The sequence below is a fragment of the Mycobacteroides sp. PCS013 genome (assembly GCF_049532645.1).
GTDB lineage: Bacteria > Actinomycetota > Actinomycetes > Mycobacteriales > Mycobacteriaceae > Mycobacterium > Mycobacterium gwanakae.
The window spans coordinates 4,735,997-4,755,562 of the sequence record NZ_CP150131.1; the positions used below are offsets into that span (position 1 = coordinate 4,735,997).

The 19,566-nt window shown below is 63.9% G+C and carries 20 protein-coding genes and 1 riboswitch; of the genes, 13 read left to right on the forward strand and 7 right to left on the reverse strand.

The window, feature by feature from the left end:
- Positions 1–63 precede the first annotated feature (63 nt).
- From RHO23_RS23575 to clpC1, 8 genes are all read left to right on the forward strand, one after another.
- Complete coding sequence (locus RHO23_RS23575) at positions 64–1,602, forward strand: DUF6779 domain-containing protein (protein WP_423488414.1); 1,539 nt, start codon at positions 64–66, stop codon at positions 1,600–1,602.
- Between the two features lie 155 nt (positions 1,603–1,757).
- On the forward strand, positions 1,758–2,711 hold the full coding sequence (locus tag RHO23_RS23580; protein ID WP_064407704.1) for a Rossmann-like and DUF2520 domain-containing protein: 954 nt from the start codon (positions 1,758–1,760) through the stop codon (positions 2,709–2,711).
- A gap of 9 nt (positions 2,712–2,720) precedes the next feature.
- Positions 2,721–3,665 (forward strand): pantoate--beta-alanine ligase, encoded by a 945-nt coding sequence (panC, locus tag RHO23_RS23585; protein WP_057965281.1) that lies wholly within the window; start codon positions 2,721–2,723, stop codon positions 3,663–3,665.
- Positions 3,666–3,678: 13 nt separating this feature from the next.
- Positions 3,679–4,101, forward strand: coding sequence for an aspartate 1-decarboxylase (panD, locus tag RHO23_RS23590; protein WP_064410124.1), 423 nt, complete (start codon positions 3,679–3,681; stop codon positions 4,099–4,101).
- A 2-nt stretch (positions 4,102–4,103) separates the two neighbouring features.
- Positions 4,104–4,919: a type III pantothenate kinase gene (locus RHO23_RS23595; RefSeq protein WP_030095815.1), complete on the forward strand. Its 816-nt coding sequence runs from the start codon at positions 4,104–4,106 to the stop codon at positions 4,917–4,919.
- 64 nt (positions 4,920–4,983) lie between these two features.
- Positions 4,984–6,486 (forward strand): lysine--tRNA ligase, encoded by a 1,503-nt coding sequence (gene lysS, locus RHO23_RS23600; RefSeq protein WP_057967922.1) that lies wholly within the window; start codon positions 4,984–4,986, stop codon positions 6,484–6,486.
- A 174-nt stretch (positions 6,487–6,660) separates the two neighbouring features.
- Positions 6,661–7,005 carry a histone-like nucleoid-structuring protein Lsr2 gene (lsr2, locus tag RHO23_RS23605; RefSeq protein WP_030095813.1) on the forward strand — a complete coding sequence of 115 codons (345 nt, stop codon included), beginning with the start codon at positions 6,661–6,663 and terminating at the stop codon, positions 7,003–7,005.
- A 363-nt stretch (positions 7,006–7,368) separates the two neighbouring features.
- Complete coding sequence (gene clpC1, locus RHO23_RS23610; RefSeq protein WP_030095812.1) at positions 7,369–9,903, forward strand: ATP-dependent protease ATP-binding subunit ClpC; 2,535 nt, start codon at positions 7,369–7,371, stop codon at positions 9,901–9,903.
- Between the two features lie 72 nt (positions 9,904–9,975).
- On the opposite strand, the gene RHO23_RS23615 is transcribed toward clpC1, so the two are convergent.
- From RHO23_RS23615 to RHO23_RS23625, 3 genes are read right to left on the reverse strand one after another with little or no spacing between them, the layout of a single operon-like run.
- Positions 9,976–10,968: an ABC transporter substrate-binding protein gene (locus tag RHO23_RS23615; RefSeq protein WP_064407705.1), complete on the reverse strand. Its 993-nt coding sequence runs from the start codon at positions 10,966–10,968 to the stop codon at positions 9,976–9,978.
- Entirely contained in the window at positions 10,965–11,750 is a 786-nt protein-coding gene (locus tag RHO23_RS23620; protein WP_064407706.1) for an ABC transporter ATP-binding protein, read from the reverse strand. Before RHO23_RS23620 ends, RHO23_RS23615 begins: the two co-directional genes overlap by 4 nt.
- Positions 11,750–12,802 (reverse strand): iron ABC transporter permease, encoded by a 1,053-nt coding sequence (locus tag RHO23_RS23625; RefSeq protein ID WP_064407707.1) that lies wholly within the window; start codon positions 12,800–12,802, stop codon positions 11,750–11,752. Before RHO23_RS23625 ends, RHO23_RS23620 begins: the two co-directional genes overlap by 1 nt.
- A gap of 105 nt (positions 12,803–12,907) precedes the next feature.
- Positions 12,908–13,134, reverse strand: a riboswitch (cobalamin riboswitch).
- Positions 13,135–13,306: 172 nt separating this feature from the next.
- Between RHO23_RS23625 and RHO23_RS23630 the strand changes: the two genes are divergently transcribed.
- Together RHO23_RS23630 and RHO23_RS23635 are read left to right on the forward strand one after the other, a co-directional pair.
- Positions 13,307–13,513 (forward strand): CbtB domain-containing protein, encoded by a 207-nt coding sequence (locus RHO23_RS23630; RefSeq protein WP_030095805.1) that lies wholly within the window; start codon positions 13,307–13,309, stop codon positions 13,511–13,513.
- Between the two features lie 15 nt (positions 13,514–13,528).
- Positions 13,529–14,323 (forward strand): CbtA family protein, encoded by a 795-nt coding sequence (locus RHO23_RS23635; RefSeq protein WP_064407708.1) that lies wholly within the window; start codon positions 13,529–13,531, stop codon positions 14,321–14,323.
- Positions 14,324–14,330: 7 nt separating this feature from the next.
- On the opposite strand, the gene RHO23_RS23640 is transcribed toward RHO23_RS23635, so the two are convergent.
- Both RHO23_RS23640 and mhuD read right to left on the reverse strand, forming a co-directional pair.
- Positions 14,331–15,644 carry a serine hydrolase gene (locus tag RHO23_RS23640; protein WP_044104945.1) on the reverse strand — a complete coding sequence of 438 codons (1,314 nt, stop codon included), beginning with the start codon at positions 15,642–15,644 and terminating at the stop codon, positions 14,331–14,333.
- Positions 15,645–15,667: 23 nt separating this feature from the next.
- Positions 15,668–15,985, reverse strand: a complete 318-nt coding sequence (mhuD, locus tag RHO23_RS23645) for a mycobilin-forming heme oxygenase MhuD (RefSeq protein WP_046252406.1) — start codon at positions 15,983–15,985, stop codon at positions 15,668–15,670.
- Between the two features lie 54 nt (positions 15,986–16,039).
- Here mhuD and RHO23_RS23650 point away from each other — a divergent pair, with 54 nt between their 5' ends.
- The gene (locus RHO23_RS23650) at positions 16,040–16,822 is read left to right on the forward strand and encodes an alpha/beta fold hydrolase (RefSeq protein ID WP_064407709.1); all 783 of its coding nucleotides are present in this window, start codon (positions 16,040–16,042) and stop codon (positions 16,820–16,822) included.
- A gap of 4 nt (positions 16,823–16,826) precedes the next feature.
- Here RHO23_RS23650 and RHO23_RS23655 read toward each other — a convergent pair whose 3' ends face one another.
- Positions 16,827–17,030, reverse strand: a complete 204-nt coding sequence (locus RHO23_RS23655) for a hypothetical protein (RefSeq protein WP_046252407.1) — start codon at positions 17,028–17,030, stop codon at positions 16,827–16,829.
- A gap of 71 nt (positions 17,031–17,101) precedes the next feature.
- On the opposite strand from RHO23_RS23655, the gene RHO23_RS23660 reads away from it, so the two are divergent.
- A complete protein-coding gene (locus RHO23_RS23660) occupies positions 17,102–18,058 on the forward strand; it encodes a helix-turn-helix domain-containing protein (protein WP_030095799.1) in 957 nt (318 codons plus the stop codon).
- Here RHO23_RS23660 and RHO23_RS23665 read toward each other — a convergent pair.
- The gene (locus RHO23_RS23665; protein ID WP_101312837.1) at positions 18,055–18,897 is read right to left on the reverse strand and encodes an A/G-specific adenine glycosylase; all 843 of its coding nucleotides are present in this window, start codon (positions 18,895–18,897) and stop codon (positions 18,055–18,057) included. The genes RHO23_RS23660 and RHO23_RS23665 overlap by 4 nt on opposite strands.
- Positions 18,898–18,923: 26 nt before the next feature.
- Between RHO23_RS23665 and RHO23_RS23670 the strand changes: the two genes are divergently transcribed.
- A complete protein-coding gene (locus tag RHO23_RS23670; protein WP_064407710.1) occupies positions 18,924–19,538 on the forward strand; it encodes a carbonic anhydrase in 615 nt (204 codons plus the stop codon).
- Positions 19,539–19,566: the final 28 nt, after the last annotated feature.

Sequence of the window (19,566 nt, forward strand, 5' to 3'; positions counted from 1 at the left end):
CCATGTCGAATCGCCGATTCGAGGTCGGCCAGCACACTGCACTGTCCGGGTACAGTCACCCCCATGACGATTCCGACCCGAGCGGCGAAGCCTCGGCGTGGCAGCCGTCGCCCCGGGTGGGCGTTGCTGACCGCGTTGCTGGTGCTGGCGATCGGTTCCGGGATCGCCCTGGTTTTCACCGATAAGGCCATCTATTTACGCGTCGGCTTGTTGCTGGCGTTATGGGCCGCGGTCATCGCGTCATTCGCCGCGCTGACCTACCGCCGGCAGAGCGATACCGACCAGGCGAAGGTGCGCGACCAGAAGCTCGTTTACGACCTGCAGTTGGAGCGGGAGATTTCGGCGCGCCGCGAGTACGAGCTGACGGTTGAGAGCAGATTGCGCCAGCAGCTGGCCGGGGAGATCGAGGCGCAGGCCGCCGATGAGATCGCGACCCTGCGTGCCGAGCTTGCCGCGTTGCGCACCAATCTGGAGATCCTCTTCAACACCGAGCTCAGCGAGCGTCCGGCGATCGAGCATGACCCGATTCGCGCGTTGGGGCCCTGGCCGGGAGCCGAGCCCGAGCCCGCACCGAACGTGGGCGCACCTGCTGCCGCATTCACCCACTCCGTCCGCGAGCCCCAACCCGCGCCGGCCGCCGAGTACCAGGACGTGACCGCGGTCGAAGAGGACAACCGGACATCGGAGTACCCGATCATCGATGTCGCCGAAGATCCCCATCATGTCGATGAGGCGGAGGCGCCTCCCACGCCGCCGTATCCGGCGCCTCCGTATTACGGTGCCGCGCAACCTCACGAGCCGGAGCCGTACCAACAGCCGGTGTCATCCGGTACACATTGGCGCCCGCAGCCAGAGCCGCATGTGGCCCAGTCCCCGGTGCCGCAGCCGGATCCCGCGGTTACGGCGGCACCGCCCGCAGCAGAGCATGTGCAGCAAGCGTATTGGGCTGCCAGACAAGAGGATTGGGATGCCGCCGCCGACGGCGAGGACTGGGATCCGACACCCCAGCCCATCGCTCCTCCGGAGCAGGTTGTCCCCCAGCCCGTGTGGAACGAGCCCGCCCCGGAGTGGAACGCCCCGCCCCCGCCGCCTCCGAGCGTGTGGTCTCCGGCCCCCGCCGAAGGCCAGTGGTTGCCTCCCGGCACCAGCGGAAGCAACTGGGCATCCAACGAACCCGCACCTGCTCCAACTCCGTATCAGGCAGAGCCAGTCGTCGGTCGACATTCCGGATCGCCGTCACGCCACCAGGCCCCGGCCGGGCCCGAGAATGCCGGCGGTGGGCACTGGGCGCCCGAGCCTTCTTACCCGCCGCCACCGCCGGCCCCGGAACAACAGAGCTATCCGGAGAGCTCCGGGGGACACCGGGCGCCGGAACCTGAGGAGAAGCGCGGACGCCGACGGGCCCCCGAACCCGAGGAATCCGAAGAGCCACGTGGTCGTCGGCGGGCCCCGGAACCCGAAGAATCCGAGGAGTCGCGCGGTCGCCGCCATGTTGAGGAAACGGGTGGCTTCTCGGTCGCCGACCTGCTGGGACGTCTCCAGGGAGATCCGTCAGAGCCCTCGGAGTCCGGTGGCGGTCGCCGCCGGCGCCGCGAGGACTGACTTTCGGCGGATTTTGTCACCGTGCGCGAAAGTGAGCAATCTAACGGCTCAGGGCACTGCCGGTAGCGCCTCGGTGGGATTAGCCTGCTGATGACCGTCCGGTACCTGCCAGGCAGGACTGGAACGTATCTAGTCTGCGAGGTGTCTCGTTCAGCATGTCTGAGGCTTTCAATGTCGATAGCCAAGCCGATGGGCCACTTGATGGCTTGCGGCCCGCGCGTCTGGCTGTCGGGATTATCTCGGCCGGCCGAGTGGGTACTGCCATGGGCGTCGCGCTGGAGGCGGCGGGCCATTTCGTTGTCGCATGCAGCGCGGTATCTGATGCCTCGCGTCGGCGTGCCGAGGAACGACTGCCGGAAAGTCAGGTCCTGTCCGCCCAGGAGGTCGCTCCGCGTGCCGAGCTACTAATCCTTGCAGTACCGGATCACGAGCTGGGGGCCTTGGTCTCGGGGCTCGCCACTACCGGTTCGGTACGGCCCGGAACCATCGTGGTGCACACGTCGGGCGCCAACGGCATCACGATCCTGGAGCCGTTGACTGCCCTCGGGTGCGTGCCGCTGGCCATCCATCCGGCCATGACGTTCGTAGGCGGGGATGAGGATATTGAGCGACTTCCCAATGCCTGCTTTGGAATTACCGCGGCCGACGAGATCGGTTACGCGATCGGTACGGCGCTGGTGCTGGAGATAGGCGGCGAGCCGGTACGAGTGCGCGAGGACGCCCGCACTCTCTATCACGCCGCCCTGGCGCACGGAAGCAACCACGTGGTGACGCTGGTACTAGATGCGGTTGAGGCGCTGCGATCGGCGCTATGGGGTCAGGAACTGTTGGGGCAGGAGATCATTGGTGATGGACCGGGCGGGTTGCCCGAACGGATGCTGGCGCCGTTGATTCGTGCCGCCGTCACCAATGCGCTGGACCGTGGGCAGTCAGCTCTGACAGGTCCGGTGGCGCGGGGAGACGGCGCGGCCATCGGGCGCCACCTGGATGCACTGACCGAGGCGGATCCGGCGCTGGCCGAGGCATACCGCGCCGATGCTCGACGTACTGCGCAGCGGGCGCACGCGCCCCAATCAGTTTTCGCCGCACTGGAACCCCGGACTAGGTAGGGCTGCTTGATGACGAGTTTGTATGGGCCGAAGGGGCCGAAGGGCTACCTCAGTGGAGAACTGACCGTTCACCATGATCCCGACACGATGTACGACGTGTCGAAGGCATTGCGGCACACCGGACGCCGGATCATGTTGGTACCAACCATGGGTGCGCTGCATGAGGGCCATCTGACGCTGGTCCGGCATGCCCGGAAGGTGCCCGGCGCGGTGGTCGTGGTGTCGATCTTCGTCAATCCCTTACAGTTCGGCGTCGGCGAGGATCTCGATGCGTACCCGCGCACCCTGGAATCGGATGTCGAAAAGCTCCGTGGCGAGGGTGTCGAGCTGGTGTTCGCGCCGAATGCGGAGGCGATGTATCCCCATGGGCAACGCACCACCGTCCAACCGGGACCGCTTGGTGCCGAACTTGAGGGTGCCTCGCGTCCAACGCATTTCGCCGGCATGCTGACAGTTGTGCTGAAGCTGCTGCAGATCGTGGCTCCCGACCAGGCATACTTCGGCGAGAAGGACTACCAGCAGCTGGTGCTCATCAGGCAGATGGTCGCCGATCTCAACCTCAAGACGCGCATCGTTCCGATACCGATTGTCCGTGAGGCGGACGGGCTGGCGATGTCCTCGCGGAATGTCTACCTGAGCGAGGAACACCGCGAGCAGGCCGGTGCACTTTCGGCCGCGCTACTTGCCGGAATCTACTCGGCTTCGGCCGGCACGGAATCGGCACTGGACGCGGCCCGCGCGGTACTCGATGAGGTGCCCGCCATCGAGGTGGACTACCTGGAGGTTCGCGGCGCCGATCTGGGCCCCGCACCCGCACAAGGACCCGGCCGCATGCTGGTGGCCGCCAAACTGGGTACTACCCGGCTACTGGACAACGTTCCCCTGGAATTGGGCGGCGGAATCGGCTCTTCTGGACCTGCGGACCCCGATCACGCACTGCCCTGGCGAAACTGACTGGAGGACAATGATGTTCCGCACGATGATGAAATCGAAGATCCATCGCGCCACCGTGACGCATGCCGATCTGCATTACGTCGGCTCGGTCACCATCGATCCAGACCTCATGGAGGCCGCCGACTTGCTGGAGGGCGAGCAGGTCACCATTGTCGACATCGACAACGGTGCTCGGCTGGAGACGTATGCGATCACCGGTACTCGTGGCAGCGGCGTCATCGGGATCAACGGTGCCGCAGCACATCTGGTACTTCCTGGGGACCTGGTGATCATCATCGCCTACGGTGTGATGAGTGATGCGGAGGCACGCGCCTTCACGCCGCGTGTGGTGTTCGTCGACTCGGACAACAAGCAGGTTGAGCTGGGTGAGCACTCTGGCGATCCGGCCTACGTGCCCGAGAACTTCGGTCTGGTATCGCCCCGCGGTCTGGTGTAGCCGTGCTGCTGGCCATCGACGTACGTAACACCCACACCGTCCTCGGACTGGTATCGGGCACCGGCGAGCATGCCAAGGTTGTTCAGCACTGGCGGATTCGCACGGAACCCGAGATCACCGCCGATGAGCTGGCCCTCACCATCGACGGACTGATCGGCGATGACAGCGAGACACTGACCGGTGTCGCGGCACTGTCCACCGTGCCCTCGGTGCTGCACGAAATGCGGGGAATGTTCGATCAGTACTGGTCGGCCGTTCCGCAGGTCCTCATCGAGCCGGGCGTGCGTACGGGCCTGCCGCTGCTCGTCGACAACCCGAAAGAGGTCGGCGCCGACCGAATCGTGAATTGCCTTGCCGCGCACCATAGATTTGGATCGGCGTGCATCGTGGTCGACTTTGGATCCTCGATCTGTGTGGACGTGGTGTCGGCCAAGGGTGAATTCCTAGGAGGAGCCATCGCGCCGGGTGTGCAGGTGTCCTCTGATGCCGCAGCCGCCCGCAGTGCCGCGCTGCGACGGGTGGAGCTGACGCGGCCGCGTTCCGTCGTCGGCAAGAACACCGTCGAGTGCATGCAAGCGGGGGCGGTCTTCGGATTCGCCGGGCTGGTGGACGGGCTTGTCGAGCGGGTGCGCCGGGATATCGAAGGCTTTGGCGGCGCCGGTGCCACGGTGGTGGCCACCGGACACACGGCCCCATTGATCCTTCCCGAGACGCACACGGTGGACCGCTACGAGGCGCACCTCACCCTGGACGGTTTGCGATTGGTGTACGAGCGCAACCGGGCCGACCAGCGCGGTAAGCCCCGCTCGGCGAAATAGAATTTTCGGACGCCGGAATCGGCGAAACAGTCCCGGAGAAGCACTACCGCTAAGCTGCCGAGACGTGACTGATCCTGACGCGCAGACCAGCTTGCCGGAACAATTTCGCATCCGGCAGGCCAAGCGCGAAAAGCTGCTCGCCGAGGGTGTTGAACCCTATCCGGTGGAGGTACCCCGAACCCACAGCCTCAAGCAGGTTCGTGATGCGTACGTGGACCTCGAGACGGACACCAGCACGGGTGATCAGGTGGGTGTGTCGGGTCGCGTCATTTTCTCCCGGAATACCGGCAAGCTGTGTTTTGCGACGCTCCAGGAGGGCGACGGCACCTCATTACAGGTGATGATCAGCCTTGCCGGTGTCGGCGAGCAGTCCCTGGCGGACTGGAAAACCGATGTGGACCTCGGCGACATTGTCTTCGTACAGGGCGAGGTCATCAGCTCACGCCGAGGCGAACTGAGCGTCCTGGCGGACAGCTGGCAGATGGCTTCCAAGTCATTGCGCCCGCTTCCCGTTGCTCACAAGGAGATGTCCGAAGAGACCAGAGTGCGCCAGCGATATGTGGATCTCATCGTGCGGCCCGAGGCGCGCCAGATTGCGCGGCAGCGTGTCGCGGTGATGCGCGCCGTTCGTGATGCTCTGCACCGACGGGGATTCCTGGAGTTGGAGACACCGATCCTGCAGACCCTTGCCGGAGGTGCTGCGGCCCGGCCGTTCATTACGCATTCCAACGCACTCGATATCGACCTGTATCTGCGTATTGCACCGGAACTTTTCCTGAAAAGGGCGCTCGTCGGCGGTTTCGACAAGATTTTTGAGCTCAACAGAGTTTTTCGAAATGAAGGGTCAGATTCGACGCATTCTCCCGAATTCGTGATGCTGGAAACATATGAGACGTACGGCACATACGACACCGCTGCAACAATGATCCGCGAGCTCATACAGGAGGTAGCGGACGACGCAATGGGAACCAGGCAGGTGGCGTTGCCCGACGGGTCGACCTACGACTTGGACGGTGAGTGGACGACGATGGAAATGTATCCGTCGTTGTCGGAAGCTCTTGGCGAGGAGATCACGCCTGATACACCGATTGCCACGCTATGGAAGATCGCCGAGCGAGTGGGCGCAGAGATTCCCACCGATCGCGGCTACGGGCACGGAAAACTCATCGAAGAACTGTGGGAGCACCAGGTCGGTGACAAAATGTCCGCGCCGACGTTTGTCAGAGATTTCCCAGTTGAGACGTCGCCACTGACTCGTCAGCACCGAAGCATCTCCGGCGTGACCGAGAAGTGGGATTTGTATGTTCGGGGCTTCGAATTGGCAACGGGATACTCGGAGTTGATCGATCCGGTGATTCAGCGTGAAAGGTTCGTTGACCAGGCTCGTTTGGCCGCGGCTGGTGATGATGAGGCGATGAGCCTCGATGAGGATTTCCTCAGTGCGATGGAACATGCAATGCCGCCGGCGGCGGGAACCGGCATGGGTATCGACCGGTTGTTGATGGCGCTTACCGGACTGGGAATTCGCGAGACGATCCTGTTTCCGATCGTCCGACCTACGCTTTGATCTACGCGTCCGAATTTTTGTCTCGCTTTTCAACTATGAGTCAACTATGCGTGTAGTGAATCGCTTGCCTTGAGTGGAACACGCGCAGCCTTGCGCGTATGTTGAACTTTGCGGCAATCCGTGGCATGTTTGAAGTGGACCAACGGGGGTTCCGCTTTTGGAAGGACAAAGGGAATGGCTAAGAAGGTCACGGTTACGCTTGTCGATGACGTCGATGGCGAGGCGCCAGCCGACGAGACCGTTGAATTCGGTATTGACGGCGTGACTTACGAGATCGACCTTTCTTCTAAGAATGCGGAGAAGCTGCGTAATCAGCTCACCACATGGGTCGAGCATGCTCGTCGCGTCAGTGGGCGCCGTCGTGGCCGGGGGAGTTCAGGGTCGGGTCGCGGGCGCGCGAGCATCGATCGTGAGCAGAGCGCCGCGATCCGCGAGTGGGCACGCAAGAACGGTCACAATGTGTCCTCGCGTGGCCGCATTCCCGCCGAAGTTGTCGACGCGTTCAACGCCGCCAACTAAGACTGCCAACTAAGACCGCCTCCTAAAACCCGTCGACTTGCGGGTCCCCCCGGTAATTTCGCTTACGGCGAAGTCGGATCAAAATCGGAAACGTTTTCACCGCATCTGGCGTTGTTCGGTTGCCTAACAAGCACCGCCGGGTGCGGTGATTCGTATTTTTGGGGACGGTTCCACCGGGTTCCGATGGGCTCCGCTGAGCACTCAGGAGCCATCTCCAGGTATGCGAGCACCGCGCCGACTACGGCCGACCACTAGAGTGGCGATTAGGTCCTAGTGCCAGCGGGGATGAGCCGTTTGGGGGGAACCCCGAGCGGCACGATGAACCGCTTGCGCAAAGGCCGGACGAGGAAGCGAGGGAGACCGATGTTCGAGAGATTCACTGACCGCGCAAGGCGGGTGGTCGTGCTGGCCCAAGAAGAGGCCCGCATGCTCAATCACAACTACATCGGCACCGAGCACATCCTGCTGGGTCTGATTCACGAGGGCGAGGGCGTCGCCGCCAAGTCGCTGGAGTCGCTGGGTATTTCCCTGGAGGGGGTGCGCAGCCAGGTCGAGGAAATCATCGGCCAGGGGCAGCAGGCACCGTCCGGGCACATTCCCTTCACGCCGCGCGCCAAGAAGGTGCTGGAACTGAGCCTGCGCGAGGCGCTGCAGCTCGGCCACAACTACATCGGCACCGAGCACATCCTGCTGGGCCTCATCCGTGAAGGTGAAGGCGTCGCGGCTCAGGTGCTCGTCAAGCTGGGTGCCGAGCTGACCCGGGTGCGTCAGCAGGTCATCCAGTTGCTGAGCGGCTACCAGGGCAAGGAGACCACCGAATCCGGTACCGGTGGCCGCGGTGGCGAGGCTGGAACTCCGTCGACCTCGCTGGTTCTTGACCAGTTCGGCCGTAACCTGACTGCCGCTGCCATGGAGGGCAAGCTCGATCCGGTCATTGGCCGTGAGAAGGAAATCGAGCGGGTCATGCAGGTGCTGAGCCGTCGCACCAAGAACAACCCGGTGCTGATCGGTGAGCCCGGCGTCGGTAAGACCGCCGTCGTCGAGGGCCTGGCGCAGGCCATCGTGCATGGCGAGGTGCCCGAGACACTGAAGAACAAGCAGCTGTACACCCTGGACCTCGGGTCCCTGGTGGCCGGCAGCCGCTACCGCGGTGACTTCGAAGAGCGCCTCAAGAAGGTGCTCAAGGAGATCAACACCCGCGGCGACATCATCCTGTTCATCGATGAGCTGCACACCCTGGTCGGTGCGGGCGCGGCCGAGGGTGCGATCGACGCGGCCTCCATCCTGAAGCCCAAGCTGGCCCGCGGCGAGCTGCAGACGATCGGCGCGACCACCCTCGACGAGTACCGCAAGTACATCGAGAAGGACGCCGCCCTGGAGCGTCGCTTCCAGCCGGTGCAGGTGGGTGAGCCGACCGTTGAGCACACCATCGAGATCCTCAAGGGTCTGCGCGACCGCTACGAGGCGCACCACCGGGTCTCCATCACCGATGGCGCGCTGGTAGCGGCGGCCACTTTGGCCGACCGGTACATCAACGACCGGTTCTTGCCGGACAAGGCGATCGACCTGATCGACGAGGCCGGTGCCCGCATGCGCATCCGCCGGATGACTGCTCCACCAGACCTGCGCGAGTTCGACGAGAAGATCGCCGATGCGCGCCGGGAGAAGGAGTCGGCCATCGACGCCCAGGACTTCGAGAAGGCCGCGCGCCTGCGCGACTCCGAGAAGCAACTGGTCGCCCAGCGGGCAGATCGCGAAAAGCAGTGGCGTTCAGGTGATCTGGATGTTGTGGCCGAGGTCGATGACGAGCAGATCGCCGAGGTGCTGGGCAACTGGACCGGTATCCCCGTGTTCAAGCTGACCGAGGAGGAAACCACTCGGCTGCTGCGCATGGAGGAGGAACTGCACAAGCGGATCATCGGCCAGGAAGATGCCGTCAAGGCCGTCTCGAAGGCGATCCGCCGTACGCGTGCCGGTCTGAAGGATCCGCGGCGCCCCTCGGGTTCGTTCATCTTCGCCGGCCCGTCCGGTGTCGGTAAGACCGAACTGTCCAAGGCGCTGGCCAACTTCCTGTTCGGCGACGACGACGCGCTCATCCAGATCGACATGGGCGAGTTCCACGACCGATTCACCGCTTCAAGGCTTTTCGGTGCTCCTCCGGGATACGTCGGATACGAAGAGGGTGGACAGCTCACCGAGAAGGTGCGTCGCAAGCCGTTCAGCGTTGTGCTGTTCGATGAGATCGAGAAGGCGCACCAGGAGATCTACAACACCCTGTTGCAGGTCCTCGAGGACGGACGTCTCACCGACGGCCAGGGTCGCACAGTCGATTTCAAGAACACTGTGCTGATCTTCACCTCAAACCTGGGCACTTCGGACATCTCGAAGGCTGTGGGCCTCGGGTTCTCCGAGGGCGGCAGCGGCTCGAACTACGAGCGGATGAAGCAGAAGGTTCACGACGAGCTCAAGAAGCACTTCCGGCCTGAGTTCCTCAACCGCATCGACGACATCATCGTCTTCGAGCAGCTGACGCAGGAACAGATCATCGAGATGGTCGACCTGATGATCGGACGGGTGGGCAAGCAGCTCAAGACCAAGGACATGGCCATGGAACTCACCGACCAGGCCAAGGCGCTTCTTGCCAAGCGCGGATTCGATCCGGTGTTGGGTGCGCGGCCGTTGCGCCGGACCATCCAGCGAGAGATCGAGGACGCGCTTTCGGAGAAGATTCTCTTCAACGAGGTGGGGCCGGGCGAGCTGGTCACCGTCGACGTCGAGGGTTGGGATGGCGAAGGCACCGGCGAGGACGCGAAGTTCACGTTCGTCGGACGTCCAAAGCCCGCACTGGTCACCGGCGAGGAGCCCGCTGCCGACCTGGCAGCCTCCGCCTCGGAGTAGGCAGTTCTGTTCGAGCGCCCGGTTGTCGCGTTACGCGGCGGCCGGGCGTTCGGCGTTTCCGGTGAAGTCTTCTCAGAATCCCTTGTCGCGCAGATAGTTCGCAAGAGTGACGATGGCGTCCGGGTTGCGCGGTCCCTCGACCAGCGCGGCGTACGGCAGCACGAGGAAGTTTCCGTCGCGGACCGCTTGGGTGTGCTTCATGAGGGGCTGCGCCTTGAGCAGGTTGATCTTTGCGTTCGCGGTGTTGTTGGGGCCCACCCCGTAATCGCAGATGATGATCACTTGCGGATCACGCTGGGCGGCGGTCTCCCACGCGGAGGTAGTCCAGCTGTCGTCGAGATCTGCGAAGACGTTGCGGCCACCGGCCTTCTCGATGATCTGTTGTGGCGCAGCATTCTTGCCGGAGGTGAATGGTTCCGCCTCGCCGCTGTCATACAGAAAGACGCGTGCGGGTGGCTGGCCGTGCGGGATACGTGACTGCACGTCGTCGATCGTCTTGCGGTAGTTGGCGATCAGTGATGCCGCACGGTCCTGTACCCCGAAGATGATTCCCAGATTGGTCAGGTCCTCATAGAGGGCATCGAGGGGCGGCTTGATACCGCGCCGCACGGTTCCGGGCTGACGGCATGCCTCGGTCAACTGATAGGGCACCGATCCGATGGAGCGCACCCAATCGGGGGTGAGCCCGGAGGTTTCGTTGAATCCGTAGCTCCACCCGGCGAACACGAGGTCGGGGCGCGCGGCTTGCACCGCTTCACGGGTGAATCCCTGGCCCAGATTGGTCGTGGATTCGAACTGTGCCTTCCATGGCGAGCTTTCGACGTCCCGATCCTGTCCGGCGTCGATGAAGTAGCCGGCCATCCGGTCCTGCAGGCCGAGCGCGAACAGGAGTTCGGTAACCCCGGTGTCATTGCTGACAGCCCGGGTGACGGGAACCGGGACATCCAGTGGTGCACCGCAATTCTCGACAGAAACCTGTGTTGTTCCGGGGCTTTGCGCCTCGATGGTCGCGCAGCTGGCCGATAGTAGCGACATCGCGACCGCCAAACCGGTGAGTGCCTTCATTCCTTGTCCTGCCTCTCTGGCTGAGCATCGAAGATGATCTGTGGGACGCCGCTTCGTGGATGGGCGATGACGTGACAACCGATGCCGAACCAGCGGCCGATGGACTCGGTGGTAATGACCTGGTCGGGTGATCCCGACAGCACCACGTGTCCCTCGGCCATGACATGGATCGTGTCGCAGTACTGTGCCGCGAGATTGAGATCGTGTAGTGCGGCGATGACGGTAATACCCAGTGTCCGAGCCGAACTGAGTATCGAGTATTGATGGCGCACATCCAGATGATTCGTCGGCTCGTCCAGCACCAGGACGTGCGGCTGTTGCGCGAGAGCGCGGGCTATGAGAACTCGCTGACGTTCCCCGCCGGAGAGGGAACTGAACTTGCGGTGGGCGAGTGCGGTCACGTCCGCCGTCTCGGTGGCCTCCGTGCAGATGCGTCGGTCCAGTTCGGAGGTGCCGCGCAGGGACGTGCCGTGCGGTAACCGACCGGTGGCGATGACTTCGGCAGACGTGAAATCGAAGTCCAAGGACACGTCCTGGGTGAGTGCGGCCACCTGACGAGCGTTCTCCCGCATGCTGATTGCCCGCACCGATACGCCACTGACTGTGACGTCACCGGTGGCTGGCGCAAGTGCGCGATAGAGGCAGCGCAGGGTCGTCGACTTACCACTGCCGTTAGGGCCGACGATGCCGACGAACCCACCGGCCCCGACCTCGAGGTCAATGCCGGAAACGATCCGAGTACCCCCGATATCGACCGACACATTCCGGTAGCTGACGTCCATCAGCCCACCGCTCCCGCGGACATCGCGCGGCGATGCATCAACCCGACGAAGACGGGCACCCCGACCGCGGCCGTGATCGCGCCGAGAGGCAGTTCTTGCGGCGGAATTGCGGTCCGCGCGATGAGGTCGGCGGCCACAAGGAAGCACGCGCCCAGCACCGGAGCCACGATCAAGACCCGGCGATGGTCCGCTCCGACCAGCAGCCGTGCCGCGTGTGGAATGACCAGGCCCACGAATCCGATTGCTCCGCAGATGGATACAAAACATCCCGTCATGGCGGCGGACAATACGAACAGCGAAACCCTGAAGCGGCCGGCGTGTAAACCCAGCGACGCGCTCACCTCATCACCCATGGCGAGGGCGTTGAGCTGACGCGCGAGCCCTGCAACGCATAGGAAGCCGATCACGGTCGCCGCCAGCGCCACCGGCACCTTGTCCCATGACGACGCCCCCAAGCTGCCGAGTAGCCAGAACATCACACTGCGCGCCGCTTCGCCGTTCGGTGCCAAGAACACCAGCACTGTTGTCACCGCGGACAGGCCGTACCCCACCGCAGTGCCCACCAGCACCAGCCGCAGAGGTATCAGACCTTGTGGGGTACGGGCGATTTGGTAGACAAGTGCCGTTGCTGCAAGCGCCCCCAATGAGGCCGAAAGGGAGAGTGCGTACACCCCGAGGGTGCCAAGTACCCCGTAGACCACGACCGCGGTGGCGCCTACCGAGGCGCCCGAGGAGATGCCCAGAACGTACGGATCGGCAAGTGCGTTGCGGACCATGGCCTGTACGAGCACACCCACCACCGCCAGCCCCGCACCGACGAGGATCGCGAGAATCACCCGCGGCAGCCGGGACTCGACAACGATTCGGTAATTCGCCGCGTCGGTGGCCGGCACCGAGCCGCCGGTCGCGCCTGCCCAGAGGAAATGCAGACAGTCGCGCCATGGCACGTCGGCGGTGCCGAAGGCGAGCGCCGTCACCGACAGCAGCAGTAGTGCTGCCAGACCGCCGACCGCTGCCAGGAACACCGGCCGTCCGTGCTGTGCTGCGAGCATCGATCTTCCTGCGTCGTCGGGTCGCCGACGCTTCGGGCATGACGGATACGCCGCATAGGCACTACCCACCAGGCGGGCCCTCGGCACTGGCGAATGACCGCACCAGGAGGTGCGGCCGCGTTGGCAGGTCTTCGGACTCGTGGACTCGAGGCTCATCTACGAGCCTCACCTACCGGCGGCCGCTTCCCAGGTACTTGACCCAGTGCTTCTAGTGCCGCTGTCGTTTCCACATACCGCTGCGGGGCAGTTCCGGACTCACACCGGATTCCCTCTTGCGATCTCCAGGAGCGCTTCTTGGTGCTCATGGAGAAACCAATGCGAGGCCAAAACTATCACTCGAAGGCGCAGACCAGCCGCGTCGACTAAGCTCAGTTCGTCCTTCGACAGGACGGGAACCTGGTGTGATCCCAGGACGGTCGCGCCACTGTAAAAGTCAGACCCCGACCTGTCGATTCCAGAAGACGACGATCGGACCCGGGACGCGGTATCCCGAAAAGGAGCAATATGGCACACACAACGTCCGCCAGCCATCCGGTTGCGGTGTCGATTCCCCAGGCTGCGCTGTGGTTGAGCGTGACTACCCTCTTTGGGCTGCTCGCCTATTACTTCATCGGCATCGACCAGGGTGCGGTGTCGATCTTCGGTAGCGATATGCACGTTCATGAGTTCGTGCATGACGCCCGCCATCTGCTCGGTTTCCCCTGCCACTAGCAGCGGACCGAATACATGGAAAAGTCAATAATTTTGCGCGGCTTAGGCTTCGGCGCATTGGGTGGGTTGCTGTCCTTCATCTTCGGATGGATCTTCGTGGAGCCCGTCATCAACAGGGCCATCTCCTACGAGGAGGGCCGGGGCGAGGCGCAAGCCGCGCTCGACGAGGCGGCCGGCGTTCACGCCCATCATGAGGGCGCGGAACTGTTCAGCCGTTTCGCGCAGGCAAATGCGGGTTTGGCGCTCGGTGTCATCGGATTCGGAATCGCGATGGGCGCACTCTTCGCGGTGGCGTACGTGGTGGCGATCGGACGGGTCGGCAATCTCAGTCCGCGCGCACAGGCTCTGGCGGTCGCCGGTGGTCTGTTCCTGGTGCTGTATGTGGTGCCGTTCCTGAAGTTCCCGGCCAATCCGCCGGCAGCAAGCGCCGAGGGCACCATCAAGGAGCGCACCGGGTACTTCGTGCTGATGATTCTGGTCGCGGCGATCGCACTCGCGGTCGCGCTGTGGGTAGGCCGAAAGCTATCCCAGCGCGTGGACACCTGGACGGCCACGCTCGCGGCCGCCGCGGTGTTCGTCGTGCTGGTGGGGCTCGTCATCGCGGTCACGCCCGGATTTGTCGAGGCGCCGCAACCGCTGCTCGATGCCGACGGGAAGATCGTCTATCCAGGGTTTCCGGCGCATGACCTGTATCTGTTTCGGCTGTACTCGTTCACGACGCAGGCCATCATGTGGGCGACGATCGGTATCGGATTCGCCACGGTGATCGGGCGCAAGCCCGTCAACGCCGAGGCCGCCGCCACCGGCTAGCGAGCGCTCATCCCAGCTTCTTGAAGACGCCCTTGGCCAGGCCGATCACCCACCCGGCCGCGCCAGGGCCGAATGCGCGGTCCCAATTGAGTTGGAAGCTCACCACATACGGCTGATGGTGGCGATCCTCGGCGTACCAGCTGAACGTCAGGTCACCGGGCAGATTGCCACCCTTGGCAGCGATGTAGCGCCAGTTCTCGCTGTGTAGGTCGATACCGGGTTCCGCGGACAGAATGTCGCGGACCGGGGCGGCCGCACCCACTGCGACCTTCTGCAGTGCCGCGTGCACACGGCAGATGTCCTCGGCGTTGCCGTACCACTCGATGCCGAATTTCGATGCGGGCGTGGTGGTCCGGTCCGGATCCAGCTTGTAGTCGTGGGTGTCCGCCTCGGCGAGCATCTGACCACGCTGTGCGGGTGTGGTGGCGTCCTTCCATTGCTGGCGGACATCCGGTATGCCCCAGCCGATGTTGAACAGCTCGTGCATGGTGGGGAAAGGGGTCATCGACGCCGGGTCATGATGCCCGCCGTCTGCGAGGGCCTTTTCGATCGCCTGGCGACCCAGGCGGTTGATCAGCATGTCGGTGCCCATGTTGTCGCTCACCGAGATCATTTTCTGAGCGGCGGTGCGCACCGAGACGGTTGAGCCCGTCGGCAGCTTGTCCATCGAGCTTCCGAGCGCCTTGCCGCGATCGGTGACGGTGAGTTGGTCATCCCACTTGAGGGTGCCCGCGTTGATCGCGGTACCGGTGGCCAACAGTACGTAGAGCTTGAAAACCGAAGCCAACGGCATGGATTCGGAGGTGTTGGTTCCGGCGATCTGCTCGCACTGTCCGTTGACGATCTTGGAGGCCCGGTAGGAGTACCGGCCGCCGGATGCCGACAGCGCGGTGTCGATATCGGACCAGTCGGCGATCGTCGGGGGCTGCTGGTACGGGACCAGCCTGTCGACATCTCCCTTGTCGTTGGTGCGCAGTCCGATGTCCACATTGGCGCCGTAGGGAGCGATCAAATGGACGGTGGAGCTGTTCGCGGCGAGATCCACCGAGCTCACCTTGTACGGCCGGTCCACCCACAACTTGGTCATGATCTCGGTGTAGTCATCGACCTTGTTGGCGGCGGCCAATGTCGCCACGCCTTGCTTACCGATCGGCCAGTTCGAATTCAGCATGTCGATGAGCTGTTGCGAGCGCAGGCCAGGAGGCGTGCTTGTATCGACATCACCGTGCGGCACCTGCCGCAGTTTGATGCCACACCCCGCTGTGCTGCCCACCGACAACGCCACCACGGCCACCGTGCACACTGAAACGGCGCGCGTCATGCGCGCGCGCAGCAACCCCCCGTTCACGCCTTGGCGGCGGCCCCGGTCACGTCGAGCACAACCTCGAACTCCAACAGGTGGGCGCCCTTAGCCACGGGCTTGGCCTGCTGGCCGGCATGTGCTTCGACCGCCGGACCGGTGGCCCAGGCCTGGAAGGCCTCCTCGGATTCCCACTGGGTGACCACGAAGTAGCGGTCTTCGCCCTTCACGGGGCGCAGCAGCTGAAAGCCCAGGAATCCTGGCTGGTTCTCCACTGCTCCGGCGCGGTGAGCAAACCGCTTCTCCAGCTCCGGACCTGCACCCTCGGGGATCTCGATTGCGTTGATCTTCACCACGGACATGGGTTCAGGCTACCCGGCAGCGGGGCTTATGTTGACAGGGCGATGATGAGAGACATGGACCACGACCGCCTGTTCGACCAAGGCGGTCTGTCTAGAGCTGCGGGGGTGCCGTCGATCGTGCTCGTGCACGGTCTGATGGGGCGCGGGAGCACCTGGTCGCGGCAGTTGCCCTGGCTGCGTGAGCTGGGCCGGGTGTACACCTACGACGCACCGTGGCATCGAGGGCAAGACGTCGTTGATGCCCAACCGATTTCGACTGAGCGTTATGTCGAGGCGCTTGCGAAGGCGGTGCGCGAGCTTGACGGTCCGGCTCTGCTCGTTGGGCACTCCATGGGTGGGTTGCATTCGTGGTGCCTGGCTGCCGAGCATCCGGAGCTGGTGTCGGGGCTGGTCGTGGAGGACATGGCTCCGGATTTCGTCGGGGGTACCACGGGGCCCTGGGAACCTTGGTTGTACTCGTGGCCGGAAGTCTTCACATCGGCCGCCGAAGTCACCGAAAGGTTCGGACCCGTTGCGGGACAGTATTTCCTGGAGGCATTTGACCGGGTGCCCGGTGGCTGGCGCTTGCACGGCCCCATTGACAAATGGATAGCTACGGCTGCGGAATGGGGAGTGCGCGACTTCTGGGATCAGTGGCGGCAGGTGCGTTGTCCGTCGCTACTGATGGAGGCTTCGGTGACCGTGGCGCCACCCGGACAGATGACCAAGATGGCCGAAATAGGTTGGAAATCAACCTATGTGAAGGTTGAGGGAGCTGGGCATCTGATTCACGACGACGCGCCGGAACGCTATCGGGCGGCGGTGTGCGAGTTCATCGCAGCAGTCGCGGCCGGGTAACCGGCTAGCGCCGGGAGTGGATCACTTCCATCTCGTGCAGCTGCCGTTGCAGGTCACGATCGTCGGCGAAGGTTCCGCCCAGAGGCGCGGCGACCCGGAACTGATCGAGGTGAATTCGGAAGGTCTTGTTTCGGCGGGCGATCCAGCTCAGTGCGACCGCCAGGGCGAATGGGGATAGCAGGACGAGAATGGCGGCGAAGATGGTCATGGCAATAATTGTGTTCTGATAAATATCACGCCAACAGTGGCGGAATTGACGACCTTCGATAATATTCAGCCATGTTGCGTTCGGTGGCGACGCTGGTCCTCGACCGGGTCGCCGTTTTCGAGTTCGGTGTCTTATGTGAGGTCTTCGGCCTCGACCGCACTAGCGACGGCGTTCCCAATTTCGATTTTCGGGTGTGCGGGGTGGAACCCGGGGTTCCGCTGCGCACCACGGTCGGGGCCGCGCTGATCCCCGATCACGGACTCGACGGGCTCGCCGATGCCGATCTGGTGGCGTTGCCGGCGCGTACCTACACCGAGGGTTACCCGCCGGAGGCGCTGGATGCAGTGCGTGCCGCCGCAGATCGCGGTGCCACAGTGCTCACCGTCTGCTCGGGGGTCTTCATAGCGGGTGCGGCAGGGCTGTTGGACGGCCGCCGCTGCACCACGCACTGGATGTACACCGACGAGCTGGCGCGCCGGCATCCAACGGCGACGGTGGATCGTGATGTGTTGTTCGTCGATGACGGCGACCTGATCACCAGCGCGGGGACCGCCGCGGGCATCGATGCCTGCCTGCATCTGGTCCGCCGCGAGCTGGGTAGCGAGATCACCAACAAGATCGCGCGACGCATGGTGGTACCGCCGCAGCGCGCGGGTGGTCAGCGTCAGTTCATTCCGCAGCCAGTACCCGATGTGGATACCAACGGCTTTGGCGGACTGTTTGATTGGCTCATCGAAAACATCGGCCAGACGCATACGGTCGCCGATCTTGCCGCACGCGTGCATATGTCGACCCGCACGTTCGCCCGCAAGTTCACCGATCAGACCGGGGTGACGCCGCTGCGCTGGATCATCGACCAGCGGGTACTGCTGGCCCGGCGTCTGTTGGAGGAGACCGATCTTGATATCGATGCGGTGGCGGCACGCAGCGGTTTCGGTACGGCGATCCTGTTGCGCCATCATTTCCGCCGCGGTGTCGGGATCACGCCCACCGATTACCGCAAGACCTTCGCGACGGCGGTCGGCTAGCCGCCCTCGCCGGCCAATGCGAAGCGGCCGTCCGATGTCTGCTCGACCAATCCGTCGACCAGCAACGAGTCCAGGGCGCGGTCGCGTTGGGCTATGTCGGACAGCCACACCACGTCGAGCTGTGCCCGCGTCACAGGAATGCTGCTGCCGCGTAATACATCCAACAATCGGCCTCGTACCTGGCGATCCGTACCGGCGTACTTCTGCACCGGCCGGGCGGGTGTGTCTAATTCAGGTCGGCCCGCCTCGTGCCACGTGCAGGAACTGAGCGGACACAGCGGGCACTGCGGCGCGCGGGCGGTGCACACCAGGGCGCCCAGCTCCATGAGTGCCGCGGAGAACCGTGCCCCGTTGTCAACGGGCAGCAATGCCTCGGCGTCCCGCAGGTCCCGTGCCGATGGTGCGGAGTCGGCGACGCCATGGACCACCCGCGCGATCACTCGGCGAACATTGGTGTCCACCACGGGAACTCGCTGCCCATAGCCGAAGCAGGCAATGGCCCGCGCGGTGTACGCCCCGACTCCGGGCAACGTCAGCAATGTCTCCACGTCGTCGGGAACCTGGTCGCCATAGTCGCGGGCCAGCACCGTGGCGCATTCGTGTAGGCGCATGGCGCGACGCGGGTATCCCAGCTTTCCCCAGGCGCGTAGTACTTCTGCCACAGAGGTTTTCGCCATGGCGGACGGAACTGGCCAGCGTGCCACCCATTCCCGCCACACCGGTTCCACCCGGGACACCGGGGTCTGCTGGAGCATCACTTCGCTGATGAGGATGTGCCACGGCGTCGCTTCCGGATGGCGCCAGGGAAGGTCTCGTTCGGCGACATCAAACCAGCTCAAAAGTTCGTCAGGGCACAATGACGGGTATGACAGCTGATCCGAGGTCCGCCTGGAAGGCACTCAAAGAGGGTAACCAGCGTTTTGTGGGTGGCTTTCCGCAGCACCCGAGCCAGAGCATTACGCGTCGGGCCGAGCTGGCCAATGGTCAGAACCCCAATGTGCTGCTGTTCGGCTGCTCGGACAGCCGGGTGGCCGCGGAGATCATTTTCGATCAGGGCCTTGGCGACATGTTCATCGTGCGTACCGCCGGTCAGGTGATCGACTCCGCCGTCCTGGGCTCGATCGAGTACGCGGTGGCGGTGCTGGGTGTGCCGTTGATCGCGATCCTGGGCCACGACTCGTGTGGCGCGGTCGGGGCCACGGTGGCCGCCCTGGACACCGGAGAGGTGCCCGGCGGGTACATCCGGGACTTGGTGGTACGGGTGATGCCCTCGATCCTGGGCGGCCGCAAGGACGGGCTGACTCGTATTGATGAGTTCGAGGCCCGCCACGTCGAAGAGACCGGCATCAAGTTGTTGCAGCGCTCGCAGGTGGTCGCCGATGCGGTCAAGGCCAACAAGCTCGCCATCGTGTACCTGACCTACAAACTGGCTGACGGACGCATCGTTTTACACGGCCACGTCGGCGACATCGGCGAGTAAAGATCTCAAAACCCCAGGTCAACGTGCA